Source organism: Saccharothrix sabaoui (assembly GCF_051756985.1).
Lineage (GTDB): Bacteria > Actinomycetota > Actinomycetes > Mycobacteriales > Pseudonocardiaceae > Actinosynnema.
Genome location: NZ_JBPKJK010000027.1, coordinates 43,003 through 59,127 on the forward strand (window position 1 = coordinate 43,003; position 16,125 = coordinate 59,127).

15 protein-coding genes and 1 riboswitch are annotated in these 16,125 nt (G+C 73.1%); of the genes, 9 read left to right on the forward strand and 6 right to left on the reverse strand.

Features of this window, described 5'->3' with window-relative positions; translation table 11 throughout:
* Positions 1 to 28 precede the first annotated feature (28 nt).
* The 6 genes from ACR807_RS11175 (at position 29) to ACR807_RS11200 (ending at position 6,373) form a co-directional block, all read left to right on the forward strand.
* The gene (locus ACR807_RS11175; RefSeq protein WP_438921172.1) at positions 29 to 1,483 is read left to right on the forward strand and encodes a resuscitation-promoting factor; all 1,455 of its coding nucleotides are present in this window, start codon (positions 29 to 31) and stop codon (positions 1,481 to 1,483) included.
* A 10-nt stretch (positions 1,484 to 1,493) separates the two neighbouring features.
* A complete protein-coding gene (gene rsmA / locus ACR807_RS11180) occupies positions 1,494 to 2,372 on the forward strand; it encodes a 16S rRNA (adenine(1518)-N(6)/adenine(1519)-N(6))-dimethyltransferase RsmA (protein ID WP_438921173.1) in 879 nt (292 codons plus the stop codon).
* Positions 2,373 to 2,459: 87 nt separating this feature from the next.
* Positions 2,460 to 2,552, forward strand: a riboswitch (SAM riboswitch).
* Positions 2,553 to 2,770: 218 nt separating this feature from the next.
* On the forward strand, positions 2,771 to 3,781 hold the full coding sequence (locus tag ACR807_RS11185) for a methionine ABC transporter ATP-binding protein (RefSeq protein WP_438921174.1): 1,011 nt from the start codon (positions 2,771 to 2,773) through the stop codon (positions 3,779 to 3,781).
* Positions 3,778 to 4,461, forward strand: coding sequence for a methionine ABC transporter permease (locus tag ACR807_RS11190; RefSeq protein WP_438921175.1), 684 nt, complete (start codon positions 3,778 to 3,780; stop codon positions 4,459 to 4,461). The genes ACR807_RS11185 and ACR807_RS11190 overlap by 4 nt, the downstream gene beginning before the upstream one ends.
* 38 nt (positions 4,462 to 4,499) lie before the next feature.
* A complete protein-coding gene (locus ACR807_RS11195) occupies positions 4,500 to 5,306 on the forward strand; it encodes a MetQ/NlpA family ABC transporter substrate-binding protein (RefSeq protein WP_438921176.1) in 807 nt (268 codons plus the stop codon).
* A gap of 101 nt (positions 5,307 to 5,407) precedes the next feature.
* Complete coding sequence (locus ACR807_RS11200; protein WP_438921177.1) at positions 5,408 to 6,373, forward strand: 4-(cytidine 5'-diphospho)-2-C-methyl-D-erythritol kinase; 966 nt, start codon at positions 5,408 to 5,410, stop codon at positions 6,371 to 6,373.
* A gap of 3 nt (positions 6,374 to 6,376) precedes the next feature.
* Here the strand turns inward: ACR807_RS11200 and ACR807_RS11205 are convergent, their stop codons facing one another.
* Positions 6,377 to 6,721 carry a hypothetical protein gene (locus ACR807_RS11205; RefSeq protein ID WP_438921178.1) on the reverse strand — a complete coding sequence of 115 codons (345 nt, stop codon included), beginning with the start codon at positions 6,719 to 6,721 and terminating at the stop codon, positions 6,377 to 6,379.
* 108 nt (positions 6,722 to 6,829) lie between these two features.
* On the opposite strand from ACR807_RS11205, the gene ACR807_RS11210 reads away from it, so the two are divergent.
* Complete coding sequence (locus ACR807_RS11210; protein WP_438921179.1) at positions 6,830 to 8,602, forward strand: ABC-F family ATP-binding cassette domain-containing protein; 1,773 nt, start codon at positions 6,830 to 6,832, stop codon at positions 8,600 to 8,602.
* A gap of 82 nt (positions 8,603 to 8,684) precedes the next feature.
* Here the strand turns inward: ACR807_RS11210 and ACR807_RS11215 are convergent, their stop codons facing one another.
* Entirely contained in the window at positions 8,685 to 10,067 is a 1,383-nt protein-coding gene (locus tag ACR807_RS11215) for a DivIVA domain-containing protein (protein WP_438921180.1), read from the reverse strand.
* 105 nt (positions 10,068 to 10,172) lie between these two features.
* Between ACR807_RS11215 and ACR807_RS11220 the strand changes: the two genes are divergently transcribed.
* Both ACR807_RS11220 and ACR807_RS11225 read left to right on the forward strand, forming a co-directional pair.
* Positions 10,173 to 11,822 (forward strand): fatty acyl-AMP ligase, encoded by a 1,650-nt coding sequence (locus ACR807_RS11220; RefSeq protein WP_438921181.1) that lies wholly within the window; start codon positions 10,173 to 10,175, stop codon positions 11,820 to 11,822.
* A gap of 56 nt (positions 11,823 to 11,878) precedes the next feature.
* A complete protein-coding gene (locus ACR807_RS11225) occupies positions 11,879 to 12,718 on the forward strand; it encodes a DUF3626 domain-containing protein (protein ID WP_438921182.1) in 840 nt (279 codons plus the stop codon).
* Between the two features lie 297 nt (positions 12,719 to 13,015).
* Here ACR807_RS11225 and pth read toward each other — a convergent pair whose 3' ends face one another.
* The 4 genes from pth to ACR807_RS11245 form a co-directional block, all read right to left on the reverse strand.
* Positions 13,016 to 13,585 carry an aminoacyl-tRNA hydrolase gene (pth, locus tag ACR807_RS11230; protein ID WP_438921183.1) on the reverse strand — a complete coding sequence of 190 codons (570 nt, stop codon included), beginning with the start codon at positions 13,583 to 13,585 and terminating at the stop codon, positions 13,016 to 13,018.
* The gene (locus tag ACR807_RS11235; RefSeq protein ID WP_438921184.1) at positions 13,575 to 14,090 is read right to left on the reverse strand and encodes a DivIVA domain-containing protein; all 516 of its coding nucleotides are present in this window, start codon (positions 14,088 to 14,090) and stop codon (positions 13,575 to 13,577) included. The genes pth and ACR807_RS11235 overlap by 11 nt, the downstream gene beginning before the upstream one ends.
* 58 nt (positions 14,091 to 14,148) lie before the next feature.
* Positions 14,149 to 14,754, reverse strand: a complete 606-nt coding sequence (locus ACR807_RS11240; RefSeq protein WP_438921185.1) for a 50S ribosomal protein L25/general stress protein Ctc — start codon at positions 14,752 to 14,754, stop codon at positions 14,149 to 14,151.
* Between the two features lie 398 nt (positions 14,755 to 15,152).
* Positions 15,153 to 16,124: a ribose-phosphate diphosphokinase gene (locus ACR807_RS11245; protein ID WP_438921186.1), complete on the reverse strand. Its 972-nt coding sequence runs from the start codon at positions 16,122 to 16,124 to the stop codon at positions 15,153 to 15,155.
* Position 16,125: the final 1 nt, after the last annotated feature.

Sequence of the window (16,125 nt, forward strand, 5' to 3'; positions counted from 1 at the left end):
TTCGCGCCTTCAGGAGGTATGGAACCCCGTGAACTCGTTCAACGAGGACACCGACTGGTTTACGCCCGTGAACACCGCCCCGGCGGTGGCCACCTCGGTGGACGTCCTGGACAGACCGGGACCGCTCTACGACGTGGACAACTCGGGCTGGGAGACCGCCGTCTTCAGCATCACGCCCGACGACGTGCTGGACGTGCTGGGCCCCGAGGCCGACGAGCTGCTGGCGAACGCCAACGTCGACGTCGACGAGCTGATCCGGCTGATCAACGCCGAGACCACGCTCCTCCCCCCGATCATCATCCCCGACGAGGTCTCCCAGGACCGGGTCGCGGGCGGACCGGCCGCCGAGCGGCCCGACGCCCCGCCGGCCGCCCTGGTCGAAGCCGCGGGGAAGTGGAAGCGGCGCTTCCTCAAGGCCGCGGTCGCCACCGTGCTGGTGACCATCTCCGGTGGCGGCGCGACCGCCATCGCCCTGGACAAGTCCGTCACGGTCGACGTGGACGGCGAGGCCAAGACCGTGCGGACCTACGAGTCCACCGTCGGCGAGATCCTCGCGGACGAGGGCATCGTGGTGGGCGAGCACGACGCGCTGAGCCCGTCCCCCCAGGCCAAGGTCGGCGACGGCGGCAAGATCTCGCTGGACCGCGGTCGCCTGGTGAAGATGACCGTGGACGGCGAGCAGCGCGAGGGCTGGGTGCGCTCGGTCACCGTCGACGAGGCGCTCGACCAGATGCAGGTGCCGGACGAGGGCGCGTGGCTCTCGCACGACCGCGGCATGGACGTGCCGCTCCAGGGCCTGTCCCTGGAGGTCAAGAGCCTCAAGACCATCACGCTCTACGACGGCGGCAACCCGCCGAGGCAGCTGCGGACGACCGCTCTGACGGTCGACGAGATGCTCAAGAACGAGAACCTCTCCCTCGGCGCCGAGGACAAGCTCGAAACGGCGCCGGACCTGCGCATCACCAACGGCGCCGAGGTCCACATCACCCGCACCGGCGTGTCCGTGATCAACGCGACGGAGGCCATCCAGCCGCCCGTCGAGGAGGTCAAGGACGACACGATGATGAAGGGGCAGAAAGAGGTCCTGGAGCCGGGCGAGCCCGGCGAGCAGATCGTCACCTACCGCGTCACGCAGAAGAACGGCCAGGAGACCGGCCGCGAGAAGCTGGGCGTGAAGGTCACCAAGGAGCCGAAGGCCAAGAAGGTCAAGGTCGGCACCAAGCTCCCGCCCGACGGCGCGGTGTGGGACTCCCTCGCCCAGTGCGAGGCGACCGGCAACTGGGCCATCAACACCGGCAACGGCTACTACGGCGGCCTCCAGTTCAACAAGAGCACCTGGGACGCCTACGGCGGCGCGCAGTACGCCGCGTACCCGCACCAGGCGAGCCGCGAGCAGCAGATCGCCGTCGCCACGAAGCTGCGCGACGCCCGCGGCGGCTACTCGGCGTGGCCCCACTGTTCCTCGAAGCTGGGCCTGTCGTAAGAATGCACGGGTGACCAACGCTTCACCGTCGACCGACCCGGGGAGTTCGCTCCTCGGGCCGGCTGACGTTCGCCGGCTCGCCGCCGAGCTGGACGTCCGCCCCACCAAGAAGCTGGGGCAGAACTTCGTGCACGACCCGAACACGGTGCGCCGCATCGTGGCCGCGGCCGAGCTGACCGCCGACGACGTCGTGCTGGAGGTCGGGCCGGGCCTGGGGTCGCTGACGCTGGCGCTGCTGCCCGCGTGCCGGGCCGTGGTGGCCGTGGAGATCGACGGGAAGCTCGCCGAGCGGCTCCCGGCCACCGCCGCCGAGCGCGCCCCGCTGCTGGCCGACCGGCTCACCGTGGTGCACGAGGACGCGATGCGCGTCACCGCCGACCGGCTGCCGGTCGCGCCCACCGCCCTGGTGGCGAACCTGCCGTACAACATCGCCGTGCCCGTCGTGCTGCACCTGCTGGCCGAGCTGCCGTCGTTGCGCACCGGCCTGGTGATGGTGCAGTCCGAGGTGGCCGACCGGATGGCCGCGCCCCCCGGCAGCAAGGTCTACGGCGTGCCGAGCGTCAAGCTCGCCTGGTACGCCGACGCGCGCCGGGCCGGCCCGGTGTCGCGCGCGGTGTTCTGGCCGGTGCCCAACGTGGACTCCGCGCTGGTGGCGTTCACCCGCCGGGAGAGCCCGTCCTCTGTGGACCGCAAGGCGCTGTTCTCGTTGGTGGACGCGGCTTTCGCGCAGCGGCGCAAGATGCTGCGCGGCGCGCTGGCCGGCTGGGCCGGGTCGGCCGCGGCGGCGGAGCGGCTGCTCGTCGAGGCGGGCGTCGACCCCGCTGTCCGCGGCGAACAACTGGGGGTCGCCGACTTCGTCCGGATAGCCGAGGCCGCCTCCACTCGGTAGTCGTCGATCTTTCGGCCGAAAGTGTGATTTGCCGGACGATCCTGTTTCAGGCTTGCGTCGGGAGTGGGTCGTCGGGTGTACTCGGTGCTGCCATCCCGAGCGGCCGAGAGACCTGGCTCTACGACGCCGCAGCAACCACTCCTCCACAGGGGCAGGTGCTTCAGCCAGGACCGATGGAGGATCACGTGCCCAGGATGCTGCTCACGAGAAGGCGGGTCGTCGACCACGGCCGCCGCACGGCCTCCGGCTGTCGCAGCCTCTAGAAGAGCCCAGAGCCCGCTTACCGGGCCGCTTTTCGATCCTCGCCGTCCCCGTCGCGGGACACCTTCCTGAGCTGAGCCCGCCGGTCGACGCGCGCCACGAGCGCGCGCCGCCGCACGCCTTCGTGGAGCGAAAACGTGATCACTGTCGAGAACCTCACCAAGACCTTCCCCGGGAGTACCGGTCAGGTTCGCGCGCTGGACGGCGTGAACCTGGACGTCGCGGCCGGCACCGTCCTCGGCGTCGTCGGCCCGAGCGGCGCCGGCAAGTCCACCCTGGCCCGCTGCGTCGCCCTGCTGGAGCGCCCGGACAGCGGCGCGATCCGCGTCGACGGCACGGACCTCGTCTCCCTCGACGGCACCGCGCTGCGCGCCGCCCGCCGGCAGATCGGCGTCGTGCCGCAGGGCGACTCCCTGCTGCGCCAGCGCACCGCCGCCGGCAACGTCGCGCTGCCGCTGGAGGCCGCGGGCATCGCCGGCCCGCAGCGCCGCACCCGCGTCGCCGAGCTGCTCGACCTGGTGGGCCTCACCGACAAGGCCGGGTCGTACCCCGACCAGCTCTCCGGCGGCCAGCGCCAGCGCATCGCCGTGGCCCGCGCGCTCGCCGCGTCGCCGTCGGTGCTGCTGGCCGACGAGCCGACCTCGGCGCTCGACCCCGACACCACCGGCTCGGTGCTGACCGTGCTGGACCGGGCGCGCGCCGAGCTGGGCGTGACCGTCCTCGTCGTCACGCACGACATGGGCGTGGTCCGCCGGATCTGCGACGACGTCGCGGTGCTGGAGGGCGGCAAGGTCGTGGAGCACGGCAAGGTGCTCGACCTGGTGTCCGACGCGGCCAGCCGCACGGCCGCCTCGCTGCTGCCCGCCGTGGACCAGAACCCGGGCGCGGAGGCCGCGTTCGACCGGGTCGCGGACGTGGTGCTGGTCGGCTTCGCCGCCGTCGGCGCCCTGCTGCCCGAGGCGACCAGCCGGTTCGGCGTCGACCTGAACCTGCTGGGCGGCGGCCTGACCCGCCTGGGCGAGACCCCCGTCGCGCGGTTCCGCGTCGGGTTGAAGGGTGAGCGCGCCGACTCGGCGCTGGAGTGGATCTCCGAGGCCGGCGGCTCCGTGCGCCGGACCCTCGCGGGTCCGCAGGGAGTAGCTGCGTGAGGTCTGCAACACCCTGGTCGGAGGTCTTCGACCAACTGCTCGTCGCCACCGGTGAGACGCTCTACATGGTGGTGGTCTCCACCCTGATCGCGGTCCTGCTCGGCACCCCCGTCGGCATCTGGCTCCAGCTCACCGCACCCGGTGGGCTGAAGCCGCGCCCGGTGGTGCACAAGGTCCTCGGCTTCGTCGTCGACCTCGGCCGCTCCATGCCGTTCCTGGTCCTGCTGGTGGTGCTCACCTCGCTGACCAGGCTCCTGCTCAGCAGCACGATCGGGCCGACGGCGGCGATCGTGCCGCTGGCGGTGGGCGCCATCCCGTTCGTCGGCAGGCTGGTGCAGAACGTGCTGGCCGAGGTGCACGTGGCGGTGGTCGAGGCCGCCGTCACGACGGGCTCGTCCACGCTGCGGATCGTGCGCAGCGTGCTGCTCCGCGAGTCGCTGCCCGCCCTGGTCAACGCGGTCGGCGTGACCGCGATCGCCCTGCTCGGCTACTCGGCGATGGCCGGGGTCGTCGGCGGCGGCGGCCTCGGCGACCTCGCGGTGCGCATGGGCTACCAGCGGTTCAACGACCGGTACCTGTGGAGCACGGTCGTCGTGCTGGCGGTCATCGCCACCACGATCCAGGTCGTCACCAACGTCGTCGCGCGCCGCGTCGACCGCCGCCGCACCGCGTCGGTCTAGCCCCTCCCCACCTCACCACTTTTCCCAGAAGGAACGACATGCGTATTCGTGCTGCCCTCCTCGCCGTGCTGCTGACCGCGGTGGGCTGCGGGAGCGGCGACACCGGCGCCGCCTCGAACCCGGACGCGGCGCTCAAGGTCGGCGTGAGCCCCGTCCCGCACGCCCAGGTGCTGCGGTACGTCGCGGACAACCTCGCCGCGTCCAAGGGCCTCAAGGTCGAGGTCGTCGAGTTCACCGACTACGTGCAGCCGAACACCGCGCTGGTCGACGGTTCGCTGGACGCCAACTACTTCCAGACCGTGCCCTACCTGGACACCTTCAAGTCCGAGAGCGGCGCCGGCCTGGAGTGGATCGGCCCGGTGCACGTCGAGCCGCTGGGCGTGTACTCGAAGAAGCACCAGTCGCTCGCCGACCTGCCGGACGGCGCGAAGGTCGCCGTCGCCAACGACGCCACCAACGAGGCCCGCGGCCTCAAGCTGCTCCAGGACAACGGCCTGATCAAGGTCAAGGCCGGCAGCGAGAAGACGGCGACCATCCGGGACATCGCGGAGAACCCGAAGAACCTGGAGTTCGTCGAGCTGGAGGCCGCCCAGCTGCCCCGCTCGCTGGACGACACCGACGCGTCCGTGGTGAACGGCAACTACGCCATCGACGCCGGCCTCAAGCCCGCCGACGACGCCCTGGTGCTGGAGAAGGCGGAGGGCAACCCGAACGCCAACGGCCTCGTCACCCGCGCCGAGCTCAAGGACGACAAGCGGATCAAGGACCTGCTCGAACTGCTCCAGTCGCAGCAGGTGAAGGACTACATCAAGAACGAGTTCGCCGGGTCCGTCCTGGCCGTCTGACCGACCCCGCGAAGGCCGGGCGGGTAACCCCCGCCCGGTCTTTCGCCTGCTCAGGTGGTCTTTGGCGCGGGCGACCCGGAAACGCCCGTAGGCTTCACGGCGTGCTCGCAGTCGTCCCGCCCCCGGTCACCGTCCGCGTCCCGGCCAAGGTGAACCTGCACCTGGCCGTCGGCGATCCCCGCGCGGACGGGTACCACGACCTGGTGACCATCTTCCAGGCGCTGTCGCTCACCGACGAGGTCACCGTCGCCATCGCCGACGACCCCGGGGTGGAGGTGCACGGCGAGGGCGCCGACTCGGTGCCCACCGGCCCGTCCAACCTGGCGTGGAAGGCCGTGCGGGTGCTCGCCCGGCACGTCGGCCGCGACCCCGACGACCCGAAGGTCCGGGTGGTGATCCGCAAGGCCATCCCGGTCGCCGGCGGCATGGCGGGCGGCAGCGCGGACGCGGCGGCCACCCTCGTCGGCCTCGCCTCCCTGTGGCGGCTGGAGACCACCCGCGACGAACTGGCCGTCCTGGCCGGGACGATCGGCGCGGACGTCCCGTTCGCCCTCTACGGCGGCACGGCCCTGGGCACCGACCGGGGCGACCAGATCGTGCCCGTGCTGGCCCGGCACACGTTCCACTGGGTGCTGGCGTTCGACCGGCGCGGGCTGTCCACGCCCGAGGTGTTCGGCGAGCTGGACCGGCTGCGCGCGGACGGCGACCCGCCCCGCGTGGGCGACGCCGAGGCCGTCCTGGAGGGCCTGTCGTCCGGCGACCCGAGGCAGCTCGCGCTGCTGCTCGGCAACGACCTCCAGGCCGCCGCCGTGTCGCTGCGGCCCAACCTGCGGCGCACGCTGCGCGCGGGCGTGAACGCGGGCGCGCTGGCCGGCATGGTCTCCGGCTCCGGGCCGACCTGCGCGTTCCTGTGCACGGACGGTGACTCCGCGGTGCGCGTGGCGGCCGAGCTGGCGGGCGCGGGCGTGTGCCGCACGGTCCGCGTGGCCCAGGGCCCCGTGCACGGCGCGCGCGTCATCGGCACCGAGGAGGCGCCCCGCCCCGCGCCGCCCGAGGTGCACGCCTGAGGCTCACTCGCCGATCTTCTTCGCGGCGAGGGTGATGTCGGTGCCGCAGTCCACCACCTGCCCGCCGGGGACGCTCTGCGCCGTCGTGACCCAGTTCCGGTCCACCAGCACCATCCGGCCCTGACCGGTGGCGTCCTCCTCCAGCAGCCGGAACAGGCCCGCCGCCTGGAGGGCGTCCTGGGCCTCCTGGTGGACCATGCCCACGACCTGCGGCACGGTGCACGTGTCGGCGGCCCGCCCGCCGGGCGGCGTCGCCCCGCCCGACCCCTGGTCGTCGCCGTTCACGACGCCGATGACGAACAGGACGGCCAGGCCGCCCGCGATCCACACCCACTTCGGTTGCGCCACCACCCGATTACAGCGCGTGAGGTGGTCGCGGGCACACCGCCGTTCCGGGAGCGCCGGCTAGGCTGGAGTGTCGCTGTGTCCTCGCGTTCCCGATGAAGGTGCTGGTAGATGGCCAACTTGGTCAACTTGGAGAACGTCTCCAAGTCGTTCGGCGTTCGCCCGCTGCTCGACGGCGTGTCCCTGGGTGTCGGTGAGGGCGACCGCATCGGCGTCGTGGGCCTCAACGGCGGCGGCAAGACGACGCTGCTGGAGGTGCTGGCCGGGCTCGCCGAACCGGACGAGGGGCGGGTCAGCCAGAACCGCGGCCTGCGGATGGCCGTGGTCACCCAGCGCACCGAGCTGGGCGAGGGGTCGACGGTGCGCAACGCCGTGCTCGACCCGCTCGGGTACGGCGCCGACGACCACGAGTGGGCCGCCGACGCCCGCGTCCGGTCCATCCTCGACGGCCTCGGCATCACCGGCTTCGGCCTGGACTCGCCGGTCGCCACCATGTCCGGCGGCGAGCGGCGGCGGGTGGCCCTGGCGGCGGCGCTGGTGCAGGACCTCGACCTCGTGGTGCTGGACGAGCCCACCAACCACCTCGACGTGGAGGGCGTGCGCTGGCTGGCCGACCACCTGCTGACCCGGCGCACGGCGCTCGTCGTCGTCACCCACGACCGGTGGTTCCTGGACACCGTGTGCACCCGGACGTGGGAGGTCGTCGGCGGTCGCGTCGAGCAGTACGAGGGCGGGTACGCGGACTGGACGTTCGCCCGCGCCGAGCGCGGTCGCCTCGCCGACACCCTGGAGGAGAAGCGCCGCAACCTGGCCCGCAAGGAGCTGGCGTGGCTGCGCCGCGGCGCGCCGGCCCGCACGTCCAAGCCGCGCTACCGCATCGAGGCCGCCGAGGCCCTGATCTCCGACGTCCCGCCGCCGCGCGACTCGGTCGAGCTGCTGGCGTTCGCCAAGCGCCGCCTGGGCCGCACCGTGCTGGAGCTGGAGGACGCGACGCTCACCGTGCCCGACCGGGTGCTGGTGCGCGACCTGACGTGGCGCATCGGGCCCGGCGACCGGGTCGGCATCGTCGGCGTGAACGGGTCGGGCAAGACGACGCTGCTGCGCGCCCTGGCCGGTGAGCGCGAGCTGGAGTCCGGCAAGCGCGTGCAGGGCCAGACGGTGAAGCTCGCGCACCTCAGCCAGGAGCTGCACGACCTCGACCCGACGATGCGGGTGCTGGAGGCCGTGGAGGAGGTCGCCCGGCGGGTGGTGCTGGGCAAGCAGGAGATGTCGGCGTCGCAGCTCGCCGAGCGGTTCGGGTTCTCGTCGCAGAAGCAGTGGACGCCGGTCGGCGACCTGTCCGGCGGCGAGCGGCGGCGGTTGCAGCTGTGCCGGCTGCTGATGGCCGAGCCGAACGTGCTGCTGCTCGACGAGCCCACCAACGACCTGGACATCGACACCCTCCAGCAGCTGGAGGACCTGCTCGACTCGTGGCCGGGCACGCTCGTGGTCATCTCCCACGACCGGTACCTCGTGGAGCGCGTGTGCGACCACGTGGTGGCCCTGTTCGGCGACGGCGGGCTGACCGACCTGCCGGGCGGCATCGAGGAGTACCTGAAGCGGCGCGACCGGCAGAAGGAGGCGGCGGCCCCGGTCGCGGCGCCGAAGGCCGCGTCGACGTCGAACGCGGCCGACCAGCGCGCGGCGCGCAAGGAGCTGGCCCGGCTGGAGCGGCGGCTGGAGGTGCTCCAGAAGAAGGAGGCCGAGCTGCACGCGAAGCTCGCCGAGGCCGCCACCGACCCGGAGCGGCTGCTGGCCCTGGACGCCGAGCTGCGCGCCGTGCTGGCGGAGGCGGGGGACGTCGAGGCGCAGTGGCTGGAGGCCGCCGAGAGCGCCGAGGGCTGACCGGGGCCCGCCCGGCGGCGGGCGGGTCCCGCGTCCCGCGTCCCGGGCCCGGGGTCCCTGGTCGCGGGTCCGGGGTCCGGGGTCAGACGCCCCGGCGGCGGAGTTCGGCGACCAGCAGCGGCATCAGCTCGTCGACGAACGCGGTGTCGTAGCCCTGGCCCGCCATGATCGACTGGGTGAACCTGGTCTTCGCGATCTCGGCCGAGGTCGCGCCGACCATGCCGTCCAGCGCGATGCCGACCTCCTCCAGCACCCGGTCCACTTGGGACGTGCGGTAACCGCGCGCGGCGGGACCGGCCAGGGGGATCTTCAGCCTGCGCAGCTGCTTCCACGACGTGATCGGGGGCAGCGCGTCGGGCGGCAGCGGGCCGTCGCCGAGCTGCTTCTCCACCCGCGTCAGGAAGGCGTCGACCTCGGTCTCGTCGTAGCCGCGCCGGCCGAACATGGGCCGGCTGAAGCGGACCTCGCGGACCTCGCGGGCGGTCAGGTCGTCCTGGCCGAGGAGGGTGTTCTCGATGCGGTCCAGGAACCGGTCCACCTGCGACTCCTGGTAGCCGCGCCGGCCGCGGGGCGGTTTGCCGAACGCGGCGGTGCGCACGTCGCGCGCGGTGAGCGGGCGGGTGCCGGGGCCCTGGCGGGGGCGGGCGGGCAGCGGGGGCGGCGGGGTGGTCGCCGTGGTCGGGCTCGTCGGCGGCGGGACGAGCGGCGCGGCGAGCGACGGGGTGGTCGGCGGGGTGGTCGGGGGGACGACCGGTCGTGAGGCGGGCGGCGGGATGCGGCCCGAGGGGGTGCGGTCCGAGGGGGTGCGGGGCGGGGTGCCGCGCGGCGGGGTCGTGCGGCCCGGCTGGGGCGGGGTGCGCTCCAGGGTGACGACGACCAGGTCCAGGAACGTGTCCACGTCGTCCTCGTCGTACCCGACCTGGCCGGGCGGGGCGTAGCGGAACTCCTGCTCCTGCACCTCCAGCGCGGTCAGCGTGTCGCGGCCCGCCAGGGTGTTCTCGATCCGGTCGAGGAACGCGTCGATCTGGCCCTCGTGGTAGCCGCGGTTGCCCGGTCTGGGCTTGTGGAACCGCACGCCGCGCACGTCCTGAGGGGTCAGCCGCGGTGCCGCCGGGCGCATCCCCGTCGACGTGGCGTGCGCGCCCTGCGCGGGCGCGGTGGCCTGCCGCCGCTGCGGGGTCGAGCCGAGGGTGTCCGCGACGAGGTCCATGAACGCGTCGACCTCGGCCGCGTGGTAACCCGGCCGCGCGGGTCTGAACCTCGCTCTCCGCACGTCGTCCTCGGTCACGTCGTCCCGGCCCAGCAGCGTGTGCTCGACGCGGTCGAGGAAGGCGTCCACCTGGGCCTCGTCGTACCCCGGTTGGCCGGGGGGCGGGCGGTGGAAGGCGACCTGCCGCAGATCCTGCGCGTTCAACAGCGGCGCCGGATGTGCCGGCATGTGCTGGCGCGCGTCGAACCCGGCCACCCATTACCTCCTTCGTGCGGTGTACCGGGGAGTATCGCCGGATGGTGGCGTCGTTGTTTCGCCCTATCGGCTCAATGCTGGGCGGATCGCTCTACTCTGGCCCCCATGAGCCGGTTCGTGGACACGATGGTGGCAACCGCTGCGGGTGCCGGGGGACGGTCGCGGGGAATGACCACGGGGGAGCCGGGCGCGCCGGTCCGCCGGACGTGGGCCGAGGTGCACGAGCGGGCGACGCGGGTGGCCGGCGCCCTGGTGGCCGGCGGTGTCCGCCCCGGCGCGTCCGTCGCCGTCCTCGCGGGCGACCCTGCGTCCATCGCCCCCGCCGTGCAGGCGGTGTGGCTGGCGGGCGGCAGCACGACGATGCTGCACCAGCCGACGCCCCGCACCGACCTCGCCGAGTGGGCCGACGACACCCTGCGCGTGCTCCGCATGATCGACGCCGAGCTGGTGCTGCTCGGCGCGCCGTTCGACGCCCTGGCCCCGGTGCTCGACCAGCACGGCGTGACCCACCGCCGGCTCGACGACCTGGACGGCGAGCCCCTGGCCGCGCCCGTCGAGGTCGACGAGGGCATGACCGCCCTGCTCCAGCTCACCAGCGGCTCCACCGCCGACCCGAAGGCCGTCCGGATCACCCACGCGAACCTGTGGTCGAACGCCGAGGGGATGCGGGTCGCCGCAGCCCTCGACCCGGGCCGCGACGTCATGGTGTCGTGGCTGCCGCTGTTCCACGACATGGGGATGGTCGGCTTCCTGACCGTGCCGATGCTGCTCGGCATCGAGCTGGTCAAGGTCACCCCGGCCGACTTCCTCGCCCGGCCCACGCTGTGGCCGGACCTGATCTCCCGCCACGGCGGCACCATCACCGCCGCGCCGAACTTCGCCTACGCCATCGTCGCCCGCCGCATGAAGGGCGTGGACGACGGCGCGTTCGACCTGTCCACGCTGCGCCTCGCGCTCAACGGCGCCGAACCGATCGACCCGGCCGCGGTGAAGGCGTTCACCGACGCGGGCGAGCGGTTCGGGATGCCCCCCGAGTGCGTGCTGTGCGCGTACGGCATGGCGGAGACGACGCTGGGCGTGGCGTTCGCGCCGCTGTTCTCCGGCCTCTCCGTCGACTGGGTGGACCCCGAGGAGCTGGAGGCCGGCAAGCGGGCCGTGCCGGTCCCCCCGGACACCCCGAACGCGCGGGCGTTCCCGCTGAACGGCCCGCCGCTGCCGGGCCTGGAGGTGCGGGTCGTCGACGAGTCGGGCGCGGTGCGCGGCGAGCGCGAGGTCGGGCAGCTGCGGGTGCGCGGCGAGGCGGTGACGCCCGGCTACCTGACCGTGGACGGACCGCTGGCCACCCAGGACGCCGACGGCTGGCTCGACACCGGCGACGAGGGGTACCTGGTGGACGGCCAGGTCGTCGTGTGCGGGCGGCGCAAGGACGTGATCATCATGGGCGGCCGCAACATCTACCCCACCGACATCGAGCGGGCCGCGCTGTCCGTGGACGGGGTGCGCGCGGGCAACGCGATCGCCGTGCGGCTGGACGCGGGCACCCGGCGCGAGCGGTTCGCCGTGGTCGTCGAGTCGGCGCTGGCCGGTGAGGACGAGGCGGTGAAGGCCCTGACCAAGGAGATCAGCGCGCGGGTGGTGGACGCGGTCGGGCTGCGGCCGTTCTCGGTGGTCGTGCTGAAGCCCGGCAGCCTGCCCAAGACGCCGTCCGGCAAGCTGCGCCGCTCCTCGGCGGCCTCGCTGGTGCCGCTGCCCTGATGCCCGCCGGGGCGGCGTCGGGCGGGGCGGCGGGTACTGGGCCGCCGCCTGCCGGGGTGGCGCCTGCCGGGGTGGTGTCGGGCGGGGTGGTGTCGGGCGGGGCGGTGGCCCGCGCGCTGGCCTTCGTGGCGGCGCGGTCCGGCGGTCCGCCGCTCGACCGCGCGCTGCGCGTCACCCTGAACTTCCACCCCGAACGAGTGGTTCCCGCGCTGGCGGACGGCGACGCGTACCTGTCGCAGTTCGTCACCGGGACCGGCAACGGCGGCCTGACCGCGTTCGAGGGCGGCGCCCGGTGGCGCTGGGAGAGCCGCATGTTCGGCGGCGCGTACAACTCGGCCCCGCCCCGCGACCGGCCGGTGTACGGCGGGCTGGACCTCCGGCGCGACCCGTACGGCGCGTCACCGCGCTTCGGCTCGTCACACCTGCGGCTGAAACCGCACGTCCTGCCGCGCACCACGTTCTGCTACCCGGACAGCGTGCTGGAGCCGGAGCACTTCGGCGTCGCCGACCGGGTGGGGCTGGTGGTCGCGGCCCTGGCCGACGCACGGGACCCGCTGGACGACTACGTCGAGGCGCACGTGCACGGCGGGGTGTCCGTCGCGGCCGACGCGGAGGCCCTCGTGCTCGACCCGAGCTACCGCGGCACGCCCGTCGAGGAGGCCGCGTCGCGCCTGCCCTGCGCGGTCGAGTGGCACCCCGGTTTTCACCTGCACGTGGACGAACTGCGCCGCCACCCGGACTTCCGCGGGCCGCGGTCCACGGCGCTGGGGGAGGAGATCGCCGTGGACGGCGTGCTGACGCCGGCGGTCGTCGGCGGCACCGCGGGCCGCCACGACCCGCAGGACCTCAAGAAGGTGTGGCACCTGCTGGCCCGCTTCGGCCGCCGCGACCGCTGACCCGGGCACGATGGTCGGGTGACGACCGAGATCCGCCCCGCCCGCCCCGAGGACCTGCCGATCGTGGCCGAGCTGCGCTCCCGGTGGGAGCACGAGAGCCGGGTCCGCGCCCCCGGAGGGGTTCGCGGCCCGCTTCACGGCGTGGGCCCGCGAGCACGCGGCCACCCACCGGTGCGCGGTCGCCGTCGTGGACGGCCGGGTCGTCGGCATGGCGTGGCTCGCGGTCCGGCCCAGGGTGCCCGGCAGCGCCGCGTTCCACTCGTGCTCAGCGGAACCCGTGCTCAGTGGAACTTGTGCTCAGTGAAACTTGTTCTGGGCCGCTTCCAGCCCCAGTTCCAGCAGGGCCTCCACGGCGTCCGCCGCCCGGTCCAGCTCGAAGGCCAGCTCCTTGCGCTCCGCCGGCGAGAAGTCCCGCAGCACGTAGTCGGCCGGGTCCATCCGGCCCGGCGGGCGGTCCACGCCGAAGCGCACCCGGTGGTAGTCCTTGGTGCCCAGCGACTTCGTGATCGAGCGCAGGCCGTTGTGGCCGTTCTCGCCGCCGCCCAGCTTCAGCCGCACGGTGGCGAACGGCAGGTCCAGCTCGTCGTGCACGACGACGATCGACGCGGGCGGCACCTTGTAGAAGTTCGCCGTGCCCGCCACCGGGCCACCCGAGAGGTTCATGTAGCCGCGCGGCTTCGCCAGCACGACGCGGCGGCCGGCCAGGCGGCCCTCCAGCACCTCGGCGCCACCCTTGTGCGCCTTGAACTTCCCACCAACGCGTGAAGCCAGCTCGTCGAGGACCAGGAAACCGACGTTGTGCCGGTTGCCCTCGTACTTGGGGCCGGGGTTGCCCAGCCCGACGACCAGGGCCACGTCATCGACCACGGAACCGCAACTCCTGCTCCAGCTCGTCCAACAGGGTGTCCACCGCCCGCACCTGGTAGCCGCGCCGCAGACCCGACGTGGTGCTGAACCTGGTGTGGCGGACCTCGCCCGCGGTCATCCGCCCCCGGCCGTCCAGCGCGGCGGCGGCGCGCCCGAGGAACGCGTCGACCTCGCCGCGATCGTAGCCGCTGGACGCCTTCGGCAGCTTCACCGCCAGCAGCGCGTCACCGGTCTGGAGGGTCGTCGGCGGCACGTGGCCGGAGCGCAGCTGGTGCTCCGCGGCGGCCAGGAACTCGTCCACGGCGCGCTGCTCGTAGCCGCCCGCGATCTCGGTGAACGCGATCGACCGCACCTGCTCGGGCCGCAGCGCGAACCGCCCGGCGAGGGCGTCGGCGATCTGCCGCGCGAACGCGTCGACCTGCGCCGGGTCGTACCCCTTGCCGTTCTTGCGGCGCGGGAACCGCAGCGCCCTCACCTGTGCCGGGCTCAGGTACGGGAACGGCACGCCACCCCAGCCGTGAGGCGGGGGAGGCGTGCCGTTCGAGTCGCCCGACGTGATGGGCTCAGCCTTCTTCGTTGGCCTCGGGCTCGGTGCCCTCGCCCGTGTCGCCCTCCATGGCGGCGGCGCTCGGGGCCTCGTTCACCGCGAGCACCATCGCCTCGGCGTCGGTGATCAGGGTGGAACCCGAGGGCAGCGACAGGTCGGAGGCGTGCACCTGGGTGCCGGCCGCCAGGCCCTCGATGGAGAACTCGATCTGCTCCGGGAGGCTCAGGGCGTCGGCCTCGATCTGGACCGTGGTGAGGTCCTGGGTGAGCAGGGTCCCCGAGGCGGTCTCGCCGGTGAGGACGATGGGCACCTCGACGGTGACCTTCTCGCCCCGCTGCACGAGCAGCAGGTCGACGTGCTCGATGTAGTTCTTGATGGGGTGGGTGGTGACGGTCTTGGTCAGCGCAAGCTCGCTGGACGAGTCGATGTCCAGGGCGATGACAGCGTTGTGACCGTGCTCGCGGACAACACGGGCGAACTCGAGCGCCGGCAGGGCCAGGTGCTTCGGGTCGGAACCGTGGCCGTAGAGCACCGCGGGGATCTTGCCGGCGCGGCGGGTGCGGCGGGCGGCGCCCTTGCCGAACTCGGTGCGCTGCTCTGCGGCGAGACGGACCTCGGACACGGTGGGGCTCTCCTAACGGTCTGGCCTGGTACGTCGGGCGGGGCGTAAGCGGGGTGGTGAGCCTGCGGCGGCCGGGCGGCGCGGAAGGTGAACACGCGCGGCATCACAACCGCCGCGTCGATCACGCCGAGCGTGATGCTCGCCCTCGCCGAGGCAACCCGACCAGTGTAGGCCGACTGACGGGAAGGGGCCTAATCGGGGGTTCGTTCCCCGCCCCACCCCGCCCGAAACCCGAGAGTCCAACGCCCAGGTCCCGAGAGTCCAACGCCCAGGTCGGGTGAGTTCTACGCCCGGGACCCCTGAGTTCCGCGCCTGAACGCAGAACTCAGGGGTCCCGGGCGTTGGACTCTCGAGTCCTGAGCGTTGGACTCTCGGGGCTGGGCGTTGGACTCCCGGGGTCAGGCGTTGCCGTCGAACAGGGAGGTCACCGAGCCGTCCTCGAAGACCTCCTGGATGACGCGGGCCAGCAGGGGGGCGATCGGCAGCACGGTCATCGCCTCGAAGCGCTTCTCGGCCGGGATCGGGAGGGTGTCGGTGAACACGACCTCGCGGGCGCCGCAGTCGCGCAGGCGCTCCACGGCCGGGCCGGACAGGACCGGGTGGGTGGCGGCGATGACGACGTCCGACGCGCCCTCGGCCAGGAGCTGCTCCACGGCCTTGGTGATGGTGCCGCCGGTGTCGATCATGTCGTCGATGACCACGCACAGGCGGCCCTGGACCTGGCCGACCACCCGGTTGGCGACGACCTCGTTCGGGCGCAGCGGGTCGCGCGTCTTGTGGATGAACGCGATGGGCGTGCCGCCCAGCGTGTCGGCCCACTTCTCGGCCAGCTTGGTGCGGCCCGCGTCCGGGGACACGACGGTGATGTCGTGGCCCGCGTACTTGTCGCGGATGTGCTCCGCGAGCAGCGGCATGGCCCACAGGTGGTCCACCGGGCCGTCGAAGAAGCCCTGGATCTGGGCGGTGTGCAGGTCGACCGCGACGAGGCGGTCGGCCCCGGCGGTCTTGAACAGGTCGGCGACCAGGCGCGCGGAGATCGGCTCGCGGCCCCGGTGCTTCTTGTCCTGCCGGGCGTACGGGTAGAACGGCATGATCACGGTGATGCGCTTGGCCGAGGCCCGCTTGAGCGCGTCGACCATGATCAGCTGCTCCATCAGCCACTGGTTGATGGGCGCGCAGTGCGACTGCACGACGAACGCGTCGCAGCCGCGCACGCTCTCCTCGAACCGCACGAAGATCTCGCCGTTGGCGAAGTCGTAGGCGGACTGCGGCGTGACGGACACGTTCAGGTGCTTGGCGACCTGCTCGGTCAGCTCCGGGTAGGCGCGACCGCCGAAGAGCATCAGGTTCTTCTTGGGTGTCCCGGCCATC